The sequence below is a fragment of the Acetatifactor aquisgranensis genome (assembly GCF_943193215.1).
GTDB lineage: Bacteria > Bacillota > Clostridia > Lachnospirales > Lachnospiraceae > Acetatifactor > Acetatifactor aquisgranensis.
Genome location: NZ_CALPDH010000010.1, coordinates 44,284 through 62,360, shown reverse-complemented (window position 1 = coordinate 62,360; position 18,077 = coordinate 44,284). Strand labels below are relative to the sequence as shown.

The following is an 18,077-nucleotide window of genomic DNA, read 5'->3' as shown; positions in this document are numbered from 1 at the left end:
CCCTGACGCCCTAGAAGTCCTTCTCACCCTTTGACCAGGCAAGCAACATCAGCTTCTTTTTCAGTTCCGAAAGCTGAGTGCCCAGTCCACAGTCGAAAATGCCGTTTTCTGTCTCTATCATGCATTCATTCCTTGCTACTGCAGCGTCCTCCACCACATCCACAGTGGTGCTCTCCGATACAGCGCCGGCCAGTATCTGCTTCTTCTGCATGCTGACATATGCATAATCATCCTTTGATACGTGGATGATGAAATTCCTGCTTCCCTCCAGCTTATGCAACACATCAGAAATCAGGGCTGTCAGTATCTCCCGATAAGAAGAAAGCTCCGTATGGAAGACATGCTCATAGACTGCAGTAATCGTCTCTACCATCTTCGGCTCCAGCATATCTATCTGCTGCTGATATTCCTCCTCCAGCGCCCGGTTCTTCTCCAGATATTCCTGCTCCATGGCGCCCTCATGGGCCTGGGCTCTGCTCATGCCCTCCATGTACCCCTGCTGCTTTGCCTGCTCCAGCACCTGCTGCTTTTCAGCCTCGGCCTGAGTTCTGGCCTCTGCTAAAATGCTCTCCGCCTGGGCCCTGGCCTGGGAAAGCGTCTCCTCCGCTTCCGCTTTTGCCTGCTCCAGAAGCTCCCTGGCTTCATCCTGTGCCTTGATTACATTGCCGCTCACATCCTCAGGCGCTTCTATCACATCCGCTATAGCAAGGCCGGATACGAATCCATCCCCGGAATCCCCTCTGGAAAGGGCTTCCAGCCTTCTGCGGATACGGTCATTGTTATCGATGACCAGCTTTTCTTCCTCTTCAGGCAATGTCATGAAAAATTGTTTCACCAGATTACTAGACAACGATTTCGTCACCTCCACCTCTGGAAATTACAATTTCACCGGCATCCTCCAGTTTCCTGATGACATTGACAATCTTCTGCTGGGCCTCCTCTACATCTTTCATACGCACAGGGCCCATAAAGTCCATATCTTCCTTAATCATGACCGCCAGACGCTTGGACATGTTGTTGAAGATTGCCTCCTTCACCTCGTCCTTAGTGCTCTTCATGGCCATGGTCAAATCGTTGTTCTCCACATCACGCAGCACGCGCTGGATAGCTCTGTCGTCCAAAAGCAGGATATCCTCGAACACGAACATCTTCTTTCTGATTTCTTCCGCCAATTCCGGCGCTTCCACTTCCAGAGTCTCCATGATATGGCGCTCCGTTCCGCGGTCTACTGTATTCAATATCTCCACCACAGCGTCCACGCCGCCGATGATGGTATAATCCTGGTTCACGAGACTTGCCAGCTTGGACTCCAGCACTTTCTCCACCTCCTTGATGATGTCCGGGCTGGTGCGGTCCATGACGGCGATACGCCTGGCCACATCGGCCTGCCTCTCGGGAGGCAATGCCGACATCACCAGAGCCGCCTGCCCCGGTGACAGATAGGACAATATCAGGGCGATGGTCTGAGGGTGCTCATCCTGGATGAAGTTGATAAGCTGGGTAGCATCCGTCTTGCGCACGAACTCGAAAGGCTTCACCTGCAGAGATGCCGTCAGCTTGCCGATGACATCCATAGCCTTCTCTGCTCCCAGAGCTTTCTCCAGCAAATCTTTCGCATAGCCGATACCGCCCTCCGCAATGTACTGCTGGGCCAGGCACAGCTCATAGAATTCCGTGATGACTGCCTCTTTCACCTGGGGAGTCACGCTTCTGATATTGGCTATCTCCAGCGTCATCTCCTCAATCTCTTCTTCTTTTAAATGCTTGAAAATACCGGCAGAGCGCTCCGGCCCCAGAGAAATCAGGAGGATAGCAGCTCTCTGCACCCCTCTGATTCCCATTTCGCTTGTCGCACTATTTGGCATATCCGTACCTCGCTTTTATCTCCCATTAATTCCAGTCCTCATTCAGCCAGTTGCGCAGCAGATTCGCGGCAGCCTCGGGATTCTCATCCACGAACTTCTCCACCATCTTGCGCGTCTCGGACTTGGTCTCCACATCAATGTCGTCTATCTCAGGCTCCGCAGGCGTGGACTGAAGCATATCCTCCACGGACAGCTCCGGTTCCTCTTCCACGGCCTCTTTCTTCTTCGATACCATGCTGCGCAGTATCACGAAAGCCAGGAGGCCCAGAATCAATATAATCATCACGATGCTCAGGATATCCGTGCTGCTGACAGCCTCGAAAAAATCCTCCTTATCATAGAAGATGGGGGACTCATAGGAAACCACCACGACCCTGCTGGCATCGATTCCGCTGGCATAGGCCACCATCTGGACCACATCCTCATCCACTTCCCGTTTGATGTCGTCCCTGTTGGCTTCCTTGAAGTCCTCCCAGGAGATTCCTTCTAAGAGCCCCTGTCTCTCTACATTCTCTTCATAATATTCACGATATTTAATCAGTGCTACAGATATGGAAGAATTATCGTAGTCAATGCTTCCGGCCGGTGTGATGGTACTGGTGTCGGACACATTGTTCTGATAGTCCACGGACCGTTCTTCCTGGGAGGTGGTTCCGCCTCCCGCCCCAAGATAATCATATCCCGTCAGATTCTCCGTATTGGAATCCGTGCCCGGTATCCCCCCTGTGCTATTGTCACTCTCAAAGCTGAGCGTATCCTCATGGGATGGCATGCCGTTGGTATAACCGTCAGGGGCAGAGTACTCAGTCACCCTCTTGTTGTACTCTGAAAAATCAACAGAAAGATGACTGCTCACCTCCACCTCATTGAATTGTTTCGTGCCAATCAGGACTTTCTTCACCTGATTCGTCACCATGGCTTCTGCCTGGGTCTGCAGTTCCTGCATGGAACTGGCGATTCCCATGGTGGAATAATCGTCTCCCCCTGCGAACAGCAGATTCCAGTTCTGATCCACTATTGTTATATTCGCTGTGCTGTCATTGCCCAGCGCTGTAGCAGCCGCTTTTGCCATTGCAGTGGCATTGGCCGCATTGAAGTCATCTGTCACCGTCACCGTGATGGTGGCAAAGGAATCCGTATCGGAATCGCTCAGTCTTCCGGAATTGGACGGCCTGTTTATCTTGATAGCCACATCCTTTACCGGCATTGTCCTGGCGAACATGTTCTCCAGCCCGCGCTCTATGTATTCCGTCTGCATGCTCTCACGGTCCGATGACGTGATGGACATGCCCGTCTCTACGATATCGGTATACTTCAGGCTGTCCGGCACATATCCTTCCGTGGCAATGGCCAGATTAGCCTGGGACAGCTGGCTGGTCAGCACATCGATGGTCATCGCATCAGCGCTCTCTCTATGTGTAATGTCGGCATCATCCAATATCTTAACGATTTCTGCAGCGGTGGTACTGCTCTCATAGGTTCCCAGCCTTGTATACTGGGGTCTTGAAAAAGTATATACGATAATGGCAAAAGTGAATATCACGACTGCCACTATCGCAATGATAATCGTCTTCTGTCTGCTCGTAAATTTATTCCACCACTCCAGTGCTTTACCGGGTATCTCTTTTAGCTTGTCAGCCATGGTGCTTCTCTCCTAGTCATTTCTAAATTCCCTGCCTTTCATGCCCACCGCACATTTCTTACACGGGAGCGGGCCATATGTCAGATTTGCATCTGCATCAGTTCCTTATAGGCATCCAGCAGTCTGTCCCGGACAGCCACTGTATACTGCAGAGCTGCGGACGCTTTCTGCAGGGCAATCGTCAGGTCATGGAAATTCTCCGTCTCGCCCATGGCAAACTTAATCTGCTCATCCTCCGCATCGGAAAGATAAGCGTTTGTAGTCTTTATATTATCAATGGCGCTGTTCAGGAACGCATCGAACAGACTGCCTCCCACTTTCTCCTCTTTGTCCGTCAGCGTACCGGTCAGGGATGCGCGCTCCACGTCCTTATCTGCGGATATGCCCGTCAGACCGGGCACCCCTGTCAGACCTGTTATTGCTGTTATATCCATTTTATTGTATGCCCCTCTTTCACTATCGATTTATATGACGCTTTTACTGGCCTATCTCAAGCCCTCTCTGCGCCATGGCCTTGCTGGCATTGAATGCCGTGGAGTTCGCTTCATAGGCACGGCTGGCATCTATCATATTGGTCATCTCAGTGATGATGTTCACATTGGGATATGTCACATAGCCGTTCTCGTCCGCATCCGGATGGGAGGGGTCATACGCCATATTCATCTCCGTGACATAATCATGGTACACACCCGACACCCTGACGCCTGTACCTGTAGTCTCCATAAAAGCATGATCGTGGATAGCCTTGCCGAATACATGGCTGAAAGAGGACATATTCCTCTCGCTCTTTTCCTCAAAGGAAACCACTTTCCTGCGGTAAGGACTGCCGTCTGCAGTGCGCGTGGTATTAGCATTGGCCACATTCTCCGAAATAATATCCATACGGTATCTCTCCGCCGTCAGGCCGGAGGCATTAATGTTGAAAGCAGAAAACAAACCCATTTTCCTATCTCCTCTTCTTTTACTTCATCACTGTCTGCAGATTGGTGAATTCCTGATTGATACTGGTTATGAGTCCCTGATATTTCAGCTGGTTCTGTGCCAGCATGACGCCTTCCGTATCCGGATCCACATTGTTCCCATCCACACGGTAGGAAAAGCTCGCATGATCCGTGTAGACCCGTCCCTCCAGCCTCTTCAGATTTAAAGATGATACTTTCGCATCCATAGAACGGTAGCTGCTCCTGCCCAGAGCCTGCTTCAATACATCCTCAAACGCCACATCTTGTCTCTTATATCCCGGCGTGTCTACATTGGATAGGTTATTCCCGATTGCTTCATTGCGCATCCAACTAGCATCCGCCGCTCTGTCCAGTACGTTCACATAATCGAATACATTCGACTGAAACATAATCTTCTCCTTTCTGCTTCACATCACATTATATCTATGTAATCAATATAAAATCACGAGCCTGCTATCCCTACAATAATCTATTATAGTGTTTTTCTCTGAAAAAACAATAGTTTAAAGCAAAATTACTAAATTTCCCATATACGCATTCGAAATAACACACGCGCGGCATCACAGAACATGCAAAAGGGACTTATTGCCTCATTCAATAAATCCCTTTATCTCTCCTCTACATCTACGGCCCTCCCGGCCACCCAAATCCTTTTGGCTATGTAGCTCATTTGTCGTAATCTCACTGCTTGTGCTGGTTCTGACGCTTCAGATCCTCTATCTCATCGAACAGCACATCGTTGAGCACCTTAATGTAGGTACCCTTCATGCCCGAAGAGCGGGACTCAATCACTCCCGCGCTCTCGAACTTGCGCAAAGCGTTGACGATGACCGAACGGGTAATCCCGACTCTGTCCGCAATCTTGCTGGCCACCAATATCCCCTCCATGCCGTTCAGCTCGTCGAAGATATGGGTGATGGCCTCCATCTCGGAAAAGGACAGCGTACTGATTGCGGATTTCACTACCGCCACCTTGCGGCTCTCCTCCGCGCTCTCCTCATTGATGGCCCGGAGTATCTCAAGCCCCACCACCGTAGTTCCGTATTCGCACAGGATGATATCGTCTATCTCATACTGCCTGTCGCATTTGTATATGAACAGCGTGCCCAGCCTCTCTCCCGCAATCTCTATCGGCGTGATGATTGCCTGGAACTTCCGGATATCCGGACTCTCGAATCCCAATGTCTCCAGATTCACATTCTCTTTTGTGGAAAGTACTCCCAGCAGTCTCTCGTTCAGCATCGCATCCACAAAGCCGCCCACATTCTCATCTATCAGCTCGGTGATGGAATCGATTCCCTCTGACTTCCCCACACCCAGCACCTTACCCTTGCGGCTGATGACCAGTACATTGGACTCCAGAATCTCGCGCATCACCTTGCAGATATCGTTGAACACGACTTTGCTGGAATTGTTATTGTGCAATAGTTTACCTATTTTCCTGGTCTTATCCAGAAGCTGTACGCTACTCATTCACTTTCCTCCGCTTTTGTCCCACGCATAACACGGTCCGCGGATGGCAGCGCATCCTTAACTGACCGCCTGTTTCACATGCAATCCTATCATATCACAAATAAAATCAGATTACAATCCACAAACAGCTAAAATTTTCGCATTTACACAGATTTGTTTGACAATTCAGACAAAATGTGGTAGCCGCACTGGGCATCATTGCACACCAGCTTATTTCCTTTGATCAAAAGCGGCGAACCGCAGCGGGGACAGTTCTGTCCCGAGGGTTTCTGCCATGACATGAAGTCGCACTCAGGATTGTCGATACAGCCATAGTACTTCCTGCCTTTCTTCGTCTTCTTCAGCACGATGTCCTTGCCGCACTTGGGGCAGGCCACGCCGATTTTCTCGAAATAGGGCTTGGTATTACGGCAATCAGGGAATCCGGGACAGGCCAGGAACCTTCCGTGAGGGCCGTATTTGATCACCATCTTCCTGCCGCAGAGGTCGCACTCCTCATCGCTGACCTCATCGGCAATGGAGACCTCTGCCAGTTCTTTCTCCGCGGACTGCACAGCCTCGTCCAGATCCGGGTAGAAATTGGAGACCACTGTCTTCCATTTCACGCTGCCTTCCTCCACGCTGTCCAGCAGCGCCTCCATGCTGGCAGTGAAATGCACATCCACGATAGAGGGGAACGCTTCTTTCATCATATGGTTCACCACCTCGCCCAGCTCGGTGACATAGAGGTTCTTCTCCTCTTTCACCACATAGCGTCTGGCCAGGATAGTAGTGATGGTAGGCGCGTAGGTGCTGGGACGCCCTATCCCCAGTTCTTCCAGCGCGCGCACCAGAGAAGCTTCAGTATAATGGGCCGGAGGCTGGGTGAAGTGCTGCTTCGGGTCAAAGGACCTGAAAGTGAGGACGCTTTCTTTGCCAAGGCCTACGGTCAGGGTATTCTCTTCTTTCTCTTCATCCACAGGATTGTATACATTTAAAAATCCGTCGAACTTCAATGTGGAAGCGGACACCATAAAAATCTGATCCGCCGCCTGGATTTTGACGGATGTGGCCTCATATTCCGCTGCACTCATGCGGCTCGCCACAAAACGTTTCCAGATCAGCTGGTAGAGCCTGAACAGGTCCCTGGGCAGCTGTTCTTTGATTTCCAGCGGAATCCGCCCTAAATCCGTGGGGCGGATGGCCTCGTGGGCGTCCTGTATCTTCTGGCTGTTCTTCCTCTCTCCCGCGGTATTGTTCAGGTATTTTTTACCGTACTTAGCAGCGATGAACTCCGCCGCCATGTCCTCGGCTTCCTTGGAGACGCGGGTGGAGTCTGTACGCAGGTAGGTAATCAGGCCCACCGTGCCCTCTCCCTTGATATCCACACCCTCGTAGAGCTGCTGGGCCAGACGCATGGTCTTCTGGGTGGAAAAGTTCAGCGCCCTGCTGGCCTCCTGCTGGAGCGTGGATGTGGTGAACGGAAGAGGCGGCTTTTTGTGCCGTCCGCTTTTTTTGACCTCCTTCACGGTGTACTTTGCCCCTTTCAGGGAATCCATGACGGCATCTGCTTCCTCCTTGGAGGAAATACCGCGTTTCTCATCCACTGTGCCGTAGTATTTCGCGCAGACAAAGCTTTTCTCGCCCTTTACATCCAGATTCACGTCCAGGGACCAGTACTCCTCCGGGATGAAGGCATCGATTTCCTCCTCCCTGTCGCAGATGATGCGCAGCGCCACGGACTGTACCCGGCCGGCGCTTAAGCCCCTCTTGACTTTCTTCCATAATAAAGGGGAAATGCGGTAGCCCACCATGCGGTCAAGCATGCGGCGAGCCTGCTGGGCGTCCACCAGATTCATATTAATCTCCCTGGCGTTCTTCAGAGATTCCTTCACGGCGTTTTTGGTAATCTCATTGAAGGTGATTCTGTAGACTTTTTTCCCCTGCTGCTTCTCCTCCAGCTTCAGGGCATAGAGCAGATGCCATGAGATAGCCTCCCCCTCTCTGTCAGGGTCGGTGGCAAGGTAGATTTTCTCGGCCTTTCTGACTTCTTTCCTCAGATTTGCCAGGATATCCCCCTTTCCCCGGATGGTGATATACTTCGGTTCATAATCATGCTCCACATCTATTCCCAGCGAGCTTTTGGGCAGGTCACGGACATGTCCGTTGCTGGCGGCCACTTGATAGTTGGAGCCTAAAAATTTCTTGATGGTCTTCACTTTCGCAGGTGACTCTACGATTACCAGATATTTTGCCATAATAAATGTTCCTCTGCTTTACTTGCGCACTGTTTTGCATACGTGAATAACTATACCTCGAAAGGGGAAGATATGCAAGAGGCATTTTTCACGAAAAAAATGCTGAAACATTTATAAATGGTTTTCAGCACTTTCCAAAACAGAACTATTCTTTTGAATTAGCAGCTGATAGGGGAATCGAACCCCTGTTTCCGCCGTGAGAGGGCGGCGTCTTGACCGCTTGACCAATCAGCCATTTTCTGTAAACCGCTCTGTGATTTTCATCACCGCCTCGGTACTTGATTATAATACTACACTTTCAGGCAGAATGCAAGTACTTTTTTCAAATTTTTTTATTTTTTTCGTTTTTCTGATTTTCACGAAAGTTTCCGGGGATAAACGGCAGTAAAACGGCGGCGGCCGCCGGGATAGAACTGCCAGCCGCCTGAGTTTCTGCCGGATTTTCTTTTCTATTGTGCTGTCTCTTTCGGAGCGATATATGGCCGCAGGATTCGGAAAGCAATCTTTACTACAAAGAGATCCGCGTCCGTCTCCCAGGAGAACTGGCCGCCGCAGGCCTCGGTGAAGCTCTGGGCGATGGAAAGTCCCAGGCCGCTGCCGCCGTCGGTGCGGCTCGCATCGCCTCTGGCAAAACGCTCCGCGAAGTCTTTTTCCTTTTCCAGCTCCTGGCGGGAAGTGTTCTTGACGCTGGCCACCGCCAGCTGTCCATCGGTCCGCAGGGTAATGTATACTCTGGAACCCTCCAGGGAGTACTTGATGGCATTCTGGAACAGATTCTGGAAGACCCGGTACAAGCGCTCGCCGTCCGCCATGATCATCACAGGCTCTTCCGGTATTTCCGTGCGGAAAGTCACATCGCTGTCCGCAATCTGCTCTTCCATGTCCGCCAGGGTCTGGCGCAGCAGCTTTCCGAAATCCAGCTCCTCCATCTGCACGGGCAGTTCCCCTGAGGCGGCCTTGCTCACCGCGAACACATCCTGGACCATGTTTTTCAGCCGATGGGACTTTTCATCCAGGATTCTGATATAATCCTTTACATAGTCCGGCAGTCCCTCCTCCTGCTTGAGAATCTCCACGTAGCTGATGATAGAAGTCAGCGGTGTCTTGATATCATGGGACACATTGGCAATCAGCTCCACTTTCATGCGCTCGCTCTTCATCTGTTCGTCCACAGCCTTTGCCATGCCGTGGCGGATATCCTCAAGCTGAGCCATCACCGGCTCCAGATTCTGACCGGCTGATTCTTCCACATTCCGGGGCCAGCCGGCGTCATTGTATGCGGTATTGTTCGCCGATACACCGGTGCTGTCCATCGCCTGTCTGTCCCTGTAATCTCCGTTCCGTATCTGGGCGATGCGGCCGGAAAGGACATCCACCTCCCGGGCTGCTTTCATATTCTTCGCCCCGGTCAGATACAGGGCCGTCAGGAACAGAACTGTTTCAAGGATGACCAGAAACAGTACAGCGATCCGGATCCCCTCATCCCGCCAGTCTGAGTAAATCAGCAGAAATTCCCCTGTCATCAGCGCCCCATACACCAGGGACGTCAGGAAGACCGTCCTGTTCCTGCGCGCTATTTTCCGGGCCAGGGGCTGGTTCAGGCTTTTTGCGGAAAAAGTCCTGTACAGTTCTGCAATCAGGCTGCGGCGCCATATTTTTTTATTATGCCGTAAATCGTTCCAGAGAAGCCATATCCCCCAGAACAGCGCCACCCAGAGCAGAGGAGGGACTATATCCGCCATCTCTTCCCGCAGGCTGTAGCCGGAGCCGTCTATGAGGAAGACCAGCAAAAACAGGTATATCCCGCAGAAGAAAAGCAGGAACACCACAAGCTTACATTCCATCCATATTCTTGCCTGGAATCGCGCAATGCTTTTTGCCGCCTCCTGCCTGCTCTTTCTGCAAAGGAAAGCCGCAAACAGCAGCACAATGCCAATGGCCAGTCCTTTGAATTCCCTGATGAGATTCCGCTGCCTGTCCCGAAAATTTCTGTCCATCCAGTAGAGCGTGTTGTCATATTGCTTCGTTCCGCCGTTCCCGTAAGCGCCCTCTGAAAACAACACCGGCTCTTTGGCCACGGCGATGCAGACAGCCGCTTTCTTTGCGGTCTCATCCACCTGGAAATTCCTGTATCCGGGCAGATACCAGTCGCTGTCATCGCGGTAATAGCCGTCCCCATATATGTCCACTTCTTTTCCGTCCTTTTGAATCCGGACTTTTTCTCCGTCAAAGTACAGGACAAAGTCATAGCCCTCCGGGGCGGCCATGCTGCCGTCTGCGGGAAGAAAATCCGAATTGCTGTAGAGCGCCTTGCCGTCATAGGCAACGGTATAGAGGAGATTCTTGTCTCCCTGGATACGCTCATGGTACTTCCGGGCGATAATCTGCTTCTGCTCTTCCGTGAGGGGCTTCATCCTTTCCCTGTCCAATTCTGGACGATACGACTGCAGCTCTCCCAGATAGTACTCTATGCCGTCCCGATAATCCTCCAGCTGATACCTGAAATCTTCCATTTGGTCCGAATCCCACTGCTCCGAATCGCCTATCATGTCCAGCAGCTCCAGATAATCATCCTGCATCTTTTCGAGGCCCTCCAGATAATCTGCCAGCTCTTCTACAGACATGGAAGAAACACTGCCGGAATCCGCGGAATCCTCCTCTGCCTCCTGTGGATAGCCCATTTCCCGAACCGCCTCCTGAAATTCGGTATAACCGTTCCAGTACTCTTCATAATAGTCCCCGTAATAGTCCCCATAATCGCTGTAATAATAATCCCTGTCATAGCCGCCATAATAGGTACCGTCAGCATACCCCCATATGCCCCACAGGCCCTCTCCGCCTGTGGCCATGATCAGGAAGTCTTCCAGGCGGTGCGTCATATACGCCCGAAACCTGCCGCTCTCCTGATAATCATCCTGAAGCAGCCTCTGAAGCTGCCAGATCCGCACCCCGGAGGGCCTGTCCCTGAAGATAGCCGCTATGTTCCCCAGCGCCAGACTGATTCCCAGAAAGAAGACGAGAAAGCTAATTCCTTTTTTCCTGTTTTTCCATTTTGTATCCAATGCCCCACACCACCTTTATATATTCTGGCTCTTTCGGATTCAGCTCCAGTTTCTCGCGGATGCGGCGGATATGCACCATGACGGTGTTCTCCGAGGCAAAGGCGTCCTCCTCCCACACCCTGCGGTAGATTTCCTCCGCGGGGAACACGCGGCCGGGGTTTCGCATGAACAGGTCGACAATCCTGGTCTCCGTAGCCGTGAGCCTGACGGGCTCTCCATCCGCGTAGAGAATCCTCTCCTCGATGTTGTAGAGCAGGCGGCCGTTCTTAATCTCGCTGGCCCTGCTCCCGGCATGGATGTCGCCTAAGCTGGTATAGCGGCGCAGCTGGCTCTTCACCCGGGCCGCCAGCTCCCGGGGATTGTAGGGCTTGGCCACATAGTCGTCGGCGCCCATGGACAGCCCCAGCACCTTGTCCGTCTCCTCGCTCTTCGCGCTGAGGACGATGATGGGGATATTCTGCTTCTCCCGGATGCGCATCAGGGCCGACAGACCGTCCAGTTTCGGCATCATCACATCAATCAGCACCAGCTGAACCGACTCTCTGGAAAGGATATCCAGCGCCTGAAGACCGTCGTAAGCTTTCAGCACCTCATAGCCCTCTTTTCTCAGGAGGATATCAATCGCTTTTACTATTTCCCTGTCGTCGTCCACTACCAATACGCGTTCGCCCATTTCGTCTCCCATGCCTTTCCGCAGCCTTGTGTTCTGTTGCTGTATCTCTGAGCTGTTTTCAGAATATATTTTATTTTTTACAAAATTCCTGTGGTATTTCTTACATATTTCTTACGAATGGACAAAACGCGTATTCCGCAAAAGCCTGACCGGGCTAAAAATCGAACAGGCTCAGCTGGTTGGACTCCGGCAGGCTTCCCAGGAGGTTCAGGGAAGCCATCAGATCCACCATGGTCTTGGACACCTTAGTGCGCTCTCTAAAATCGTCCTTGGACAGGAAAGGGCCGTCTTTCACCGCCTCCACGATGGCATCAGCCGCCTTGTCCCCTAAGCCTTCTATACTGTTTAAAGAGGGCATCAGCTTTCCGTCCACAATCTGGAAAGACCTGGACTGGGCCGTGAAGATGTCGATGGGCGTGAACTCATAGCCTCTTTCGTACATCTCCTGAACGATGCGCATATCGCCGTAAGCCCCCTCCTCCCGGTTAGAGAGGGGGACCGCCCCCGGCTCCTTGTCTGCCGCCGCGTCCATCCGGCGCTTATAGTCCGCCATGTTAGCCTCCAGCCTGGCCTTCCCCTGGCACATCAGCTCATAGGAGAAAGCCTTGGCACGGATGCTGAAGTAAGCCCCGTAGTAGGCCAGAGGATAATGCACCTTGCAGTAAGCGATGCGCCATGCCATCATGACATAGGCCGCCGCGTGGGCCTTAGGGAACATGTACTTTATCTTCTTACAGGAGGCGATATACCAGTCCGGCACGTTATTTTCTTTCATGGCAGCGATCCACTCGTCCTTCAGGCCCTTGCCCTTGCGGACGCTCTCCATGATGGTAAAGGACAGGCTGGACTCCACTCCCATCTGCATCAGGTACAGCATGATGTCGTCGCGGGTACAGATGGCCGTGGAGATAGTGGCCGTGCCGCTCATGATCAGATCTCTGGCATTGCCCAGCCACACATCCGTGCCATGGGCCAGCCCCGATATGCGCACCAGATCCGAGAAGGCCTTGGGCTGGGCATCGATTACCATCTGCATGGCGAAGTCGGTGCCGAACTCGGGAATCCCCAGGATTCCCAGCTTCGTCCCCCCAATCTGGTCGGGAGTGATTCCCAGGGCATCCGTATTCTGGAACAGGCTCATGACCTCCTCTCCGTCCAGCGGGATGGTCAGGGGATCCACGCCGGTGAGATCCTGGAGCATACGGATCATGGTGGGATCATCGTGTCCCAGGATGTCCAGTTTCAGCAGATTGTGGTCGATGGAATGATAGTCAAAATGCGTGGTGACGATATCCGTCTCCATGTCGTTGGCCGGATGCTGCACCGGCGTGAAAGAGTTGATATCCTGCCCGAAAGGCAGCACCACGATGCCGCCGGGATGCTGCCCCGTGCTGCGCCGGACTCCGGCCACCCCCATGGCCAGCCGCTCCATCTCGCTCTTCCTCCTGTGCTTTCCCCTTTCCTCGAAATAATTCTTTACATAGCCGAAAGCGGTCTTGTCCGCCAGGGTGGCTATGGTGCCGGCCCGGAAAGTCTGGCCCGCGCCGAAGATGACTTCCGTGTACTTATGGGCCTTGGATTGGTACTCCCCGGAGAAGTTCAGGTCGATATCCGGCTCCTTGTCCCCCTTGAAGCCCAGGAAAGTCTCGAAAGGAATATCGAAGCCGTCCTTGTGGAGAGGCTCCCCGCAGACCGGACACGCCTTGTCCGGCATATCCACCCCCGCCTTGCCGGCGTAGGCCTTCACATCGTCCTCCTCAAAGTCCACGTAGTGGCATTTGCTGCAGTAATAGTGGGGGCTTAGGGGATTGATCTCCGTGATTCCGGCCATGGTGGCCACGAAAGAGCTCCCCACGCTCCCCCTGGAGCCCACCAGATAGCCGTCCTCCACGGATTTCCACACTAATTTCTGCGCTATGATGTACATCACGGCAAAGCCGTTTTTGATGATTGATTGGAGTTCCTTTTCCAGCCTCGCCTCCACGATCCGGGGGAGATCCGGCCCATAGATTTCATGGGCCTTGTCATAGCAGATTTTGGTCAGCGTCTTGTCGCTGTCCTCGATGACAGGAGCGCATTTGTCCGGCCGCACCGGGGCTATGACCTCCACCATGTCCGCTATCATATTGGTATTTTTTACCACGATTTCGTAGGCTTTGTCGCTGCCGAGATAGGAAAATTCCTCCAGCATCTCATCCGTTGTGTGCAGGAACAGCGGCGCCTGTTCGTCGGCATCCTCGAAGCCCCTGCCCGCCATGATGATGCGGCGGTACACCTCGTCTTCCGGATCCAGGAAATGCACGTCGCAGGTGCCCACCACGGGCTTGTGGAACTGCTCCCCCAGCCTCACCACGCGCCGGTTGACCTCCTGGATGTCCTCCATGGAATTGATGTCCCGAATCCTGTCGAACTTTATCATGAATTTGTTGTTGCCCGCGGGCTGAATCTCCAGATAGTCATAAAAATTTACTATCCTGGCAATCTGCATGTCGCTCTGTCCGTCCAGCAGGGCCCTGTACAGCTCTCCCGCCTCGCAGGCGCTGCCCAGGATAAGCCCCTCCCTGTATTTCTGAATCAGGCTCTTGGGAATCCTGGGATGTCTGCTGGCATAATAGGTCAGGTGGGACTCCGTCACCAGCCGGTAGAGGTTGATGCGGCCCAGGTCGTTCTTGGCCAGGATGATGGCATGGTAGGTGGGGGCTTTCTTCACCAGATCCGCGCTGGCCGCTCCCAGAGCATTCAGCTGGGCCAGGGTATGGATATCCTTTTCTTCCAGCATCTGAACTAGCTTTATAAATATCCACGCGGTGCACTCCGCATCGTCCACCGCCCGGTGATGGTTCTCCAGGGAGATGTTCAGGGTCTTCGCCACCGCGTCCAGGGTGTGCTTGGCCTGGTTCGGCAGCAGCACCCTGGCTATGCCCACCGTATCGATATAGGCATGCTCCATGGGCAGATTCTGTCTCCTTGCGTTCTCCTGCATGAAACTCATGTCGAAACCCGCGTTGTGGGCCACCAGGATACAGCCCTGACAGAATTCCAGGAACTGTGGCAGCACTTCCTCGATCAGAGGCGCGTCCATCACCATATCGTCCCGGATGCTGGTCAGTTTTTCAATCTCAAAAGGGATGGGCACCTGAGGATTCACGAAAGTGGAAAACCGCTCCGTCACCTGACCGCCCCGAACCTTTACCGCGCCGATTTCGATGATACGGTTATTCACAGGGGAAAATCCCGTGGTCTCGATATCGAACACCACGAAATCGTCTGTCAGCGTCCCGCCCTTGTCGCCGGTGACGATTTCTTTCAAATCATCCACCAGGTAGGCCTCTACTCCATAGATGACCTTGAAGAAATCCTGTTTGTCGGGAGGCTCCTTTCCCTCGTCCTTGCATTTTCCCTTCTCCGCTTTCCAGAGATCCTCCCACACATGATAGGCATCCGTGAAACCCTGCACCACGCCGTGGTCCGTGATGGCGATGGCCCTGTGGCCCCAGCCGTAAGCGCGCTTTACGATGTTCTTCGCCTCGGAGACACCGTCGAAGTCGCTCATCTTGGTATGGCAGTGCAGTTCCACACGCTTGTGGGCCGCCGTATCTGAGCGGGGGGTGACGAAATTGGCAATCTTTTTGATGCCGGTAAGGGAGCCGATAGTCAGTTCATGGTCAAATTTGTCCAGCGTGGCCACGCCCTTGATCTTCACGAAAGTACCGGGCTTCAGGCTCCCCAGAAGTTCCCCCACGAATTCCGTCTTGGTAAAGAGCTTTACGGTCATGGTATCCGTGAAATCCGTCACATCGAACATGACTATCGTTCTCTCGTTCCTGATTTCACGGCTGTCCGTCTTCAGGACTTTCCCGCGAATGGTCACATCCCCCACTTCGCCGATGATTTCATCGATGGAGATGGCCTCCTCGTCGAAATCCTTGCCGTAGATGACATCAGGATTGTCGGACTGTTTCAGGGGGCGGTCGCCCCGCCTGAAGTCTCCCTTTCCATTTCCCCGGAAGCTGTTTCGATAGCCGCCACCTCCGGCCTGTCTCGTGCTGCCTCCTGTGCCTGCACTGTTTCCATTGCCGTCTCCGGCGCTGCCGAAGCCGTTTCCGGCGCCGCTTTCAGGGCCGCCGTTTCCGGGCATAAAGCCGTTTTCTTTCCTGTCGCCTCTGTCTGCGGAGGCATGAGCGCCGTTTCCGGATTTCTGCCTAGTTCCGCTGCCCTGTCCGGGTGCGCCGCTGCCGCCATATGCCGCTCTCTCCGACGGCGCGGACTGCCCATATGCCCCTTCCCCTGATCCGCCGCTCTTTGCCCGCAGGAAGATTTCGTTCACTTTCATCTGGAGCCGGATTTCGTCATCTTCGGAGAATCTGCCGGATTCCGCCTCTCTGTATTCCACTTCCACGCCGGTCTTTAAGCCGCAGCGCTCCACCAATATCTTATCCAGCACCCGGACCAACTCCGGCTCCTTGCTCCGGTTCAGCACGGTGTCGTCAATGGACAGGCGAATCTTCCCGGATTCAGGATAGGTAATCTCCGCCGTGCGGAACGCGTTGTACTCCACATGGCTGTACTCCCGCAGTTCCGCCAGAATGCTTTCCCGATAGGCCTCCATCAGGTTCTCCGGGGTATACTGGGAGGAAAGCTCAAAGCGCTCAAATATCCGCACAGTCAAAAGAGCATTGGGAAAAAGCTGGGATTTGATTGCCTTTTCCGCCGCCCAGATGTCCTCTTTCACCAACAGCCTCGTGCTGAACAGGTAGACAGAGAGCCTGTCCTTCCGTTTCGTGGCGGATACCCTTTCCACCGCCGTCTGCTCCAGCTTGTCATGTAAGGTTCCCTTTAAATCCAATGTAGGAAATACTTCAAAAAATGGTTTCGATTTCGTCATCATTTCCAGTTATCCAGCTCTTCTTTCAGCGCATCCAACAGTTGCTCCTCTGGCACCTTGCGGAGGATTTCTCCCTTTTTGAACAAAAGGCCCTCGCTTTCGCCGCCGGCTATGCCTAAATCAGCCTCTCTGGCCTCGCCGGGGCCGTTCACCGCACAGCCCATGACGGCCACCTTGATGTCCAGCGGATAATCCTCCACCAGACGCTCCACCTTTCCGGCAAGGCCAATCAGGTCAATCCTTGTCCTGCCGCAGGTAGGGCAGGAAACCACCTCGATGCCGCCGCTTTGCAGTCCCAGTGTGCGCAGAATCAGCTTCGCCGACTTAATCTCCTCCACCGGATCCCCCGTCAGGGAGACGCGGATAGTATCACCGATTCCCTGATGGAGAATCAGGCCTAGGCCCACGGAAGATTTGATGTTACCGCTCCACACGGTTCCGGCCTCCGTGATTCCCACATGGAGGGGATACTCCGTGCGGGCTGCCAGCAGTTCATGGGCCTTTACGCACATAAGCACATCTGAGGACTTGATGCTTATGACTATATTTTCATAGCCATACTCTTCTATCATGCGAACTTTATCCAGCGCACTCTCCACAATGCCCTCCGCCGTCACGCCGCCGTTTTTCTCCAGAAGCGGCTTCTCCAGGGAACCGCTGTTGACTCCCACGCGGATCGGGATGCCCCGCTCTTTCGCAGCGGCCACCACCGCTTCCACCTTGTCAGGGCCGCCGATATTGCCCGGATTGATGCGGATTTTGTCCGCCCCGTTCTCTATGGCGGCAATTGCCATCTTGTAGTCGAAATGGATATCCGCCACCAGCGGAATATGAATCTGTTTCCTGATTTCAGACAGCGCTCTGGCGGCCTCCATATCCGGCACCGTGCAGCGCACGATTTCGCATCCCGCCCGCTCCAGAGCCCGAATCTGTGCCACCGTGGCGGAAACGTCCTGTGTCTTCGTATTGGTCATAGACTGAATCAGGATGGGATTGCCGCCTCCTATCTTCCTGTCCCCTATCTGTACTACTCGCGTCTTATCTCTGTGCATGGCAGTCTTCCTTTCCGAATATCCTGGCGTGCCGACCAGCTCTTTTTTCTGATACACTCTCTAATATAAACGAAACCAGCCTAAAAAGCAACCGCGCAGAACACAAAAAACACTCCCCCGCCAGTGCCGCGCATCCGTCCGGACAGGCGCCGAGCCGTCTCAATGCCCTTATACTGCTTAACAGTTAAGATTTCCGGGAAACCTGACTACATAACGCCAGCAATTA

The 18,077-nt window shown here is 53.3% G+C and carries 12 protein-coding genes and 1 tRNA gene; all 13 read right to left on the bottom strand.

Going from position 1 to position 18,077, the window contains the following annotated elements; translation table 11 throughout:
• Positions 1 to 10: 10 nt before the first annotated feature.
• A complete protein-coding gene (locus tag NFS35_RS10355; protein ID WP_251207053.1) occupies positions 11 to 820 on the bottom strand; it encodes a FliH/SctL family protein in 810 nt (269 codons plus the stop codon).
• Between the two features lie 22 nt (positions 821 to 842).
• Positions 843 to 1,865, bottom strand: coding sequence for a flagellar motor switch protein FliG (fliG, locus tag NFS35_RS10350; protein ID WP_251207052.1), 1,023 nt, complete (start codon positions 1,863 to 1,865; stop codon positions 843 to 845).
• 25 nt (positions 1,866 to 1,890) lie between these two features.
• The gene (locus NFS35_RS10345) at positions 1,891 to 3,507 is read right to left on the bottom strand and encodes a flagellar M-ring protein FliF C-terminal domain-containing protein (protein ID WP_251207051.1); all 1,617 of its coding nucleotides are present in this window, start codon (positions 3,505 to 3,507) and stop codon (positions 1,891 to 1,893) included.
• 80 nt (positions 3,508 to 3,587) lie between these two features.
• Complete coding sequence (fliE, locus tag NFS35_RS10340) at positions 3,588 to 3,941, bottom strand: flagellar hook-basal body complex protein FliE (protein WP_251207050.1); 354 nt, start codon at positions 3,939 to 3,941, stop codon at positions 3,588 to 3,590.
• Between the two features lie 43 nt (positions 3,942 to 3,984).
• On the bottom strand, positions 3,985 to 4,449 hold the full coding sequence (gene flgC, locus NFS35_RS10335) for a flagellar basal body rod protein FlgC (RefSeq protein ID WP_251207049.1): 465 nt from the start codon (positions 4,447 to 4,449) through the stop codon (positions 3,985 to 3,987).
• Positions 4,450 to 4,468: 19 nt separating this feature from the next.
• Positions 4,469 to 4,858, bottom strand: coding sequence for a flagellar basal body rod protein FlgB (gene flgB, locus NFS35_RS10330; RefSeq protein WP_251207048.1), 390 nt, complete (start codon positions 4,856 to 4,858; stop codon positions 4,469 to 4,471).
• A 292-nt stretch (positions 4,859 to 5,150) separates the two neighbouring features.
• On the bottom strand, positions 5,151 to 5,942 hold the full coding sequence (gene codY / locus NFS35_RS10325; RefSeq protein WP_251207047.1) for a GTP-sensing pleiotropic transcriptional regulator CodY: 792 nt from the start codon (positions 5,940 to 5,942) through the stop codon (positions 5,151 to 5,153).
• A gap of 143 nt (positions 5,943 to 6,085) precedes the next feature.
• A complete protein-coding gene (gene topA / locus NFS35_RS10320; protein WP_251207046.1) occupies positions 6,086 to 8,179 on the bottom strand; it encodes a type I DNA topoisomerase in 2,094 nt (697 codons plus the stop codon).
• Between the two features lie 162 nt (positions 8,180 to 8,341).
• A tRNA-Glu gene (locus NFS35_RS10315) sits at positions 8,342 to 8,413 on the bottom strand.
• A 215-nt stretch (positions 8,414 to 8,628) separates the two neighbouring features.
• Positions 8,629 to 11,241 (bottom strand): sensor histidine kinase, encoded by a 2,613-nt coding sequence (locus NFS35_RS10310; RefSeq protein WP_251207045.1) that lies wholly within the window; start codon positions 11,239 to 11,241, stop codon positions 8,629 to 8,631.
• Entirely contained in the window at positions 11,204 to 11,914 is a 711-nt protein-coding gene (locus NFS35_RS10305; RefSeq protein WP_251207133.1) for a response regulator transcription factor, read from the bottom strand. The genes NFS35_RS10310 and NFS35_RS10305 overlap by 38 nt, the downstream gene beginning before the upstream one ends.
• A gap of 154 nt (positions 11,915 to 12,068) precedes the next feature.
• Complete coding sequence (locus NFS35_RS10300) at positions 12,069 to 16,802, bottom strand: PolC-type DNA polymerase III (RefSeq protein WP_251207044.1); 4,734 nt, start codon at positions 16,800 to 16,802, stop codon at positions 12,069 to 12,071.
• Positions 16,799 to 17,851 carry a flavodoxin-dependent (E)-4-hydroxy-3-methylbut-2-enyl-diphosphate synthase gene (gene ispG, locus NFS35_RS10295; RefSeq protein ID WP_251207043.1) on the bottom strand — a complete coding sequence of 351 codons (1,053 nt, stop codon included), beginning with the start codon at positions 17,849 to 17,851 and terminating at the stop codon, positions 16,799 to 16,801. Before ispG ends, NFS35_RS10300 begins: the two co-directional genes overlap by 4 nt.
• Positions 17,852 to 18,077 lie beyond the last annotated feature (226 nt).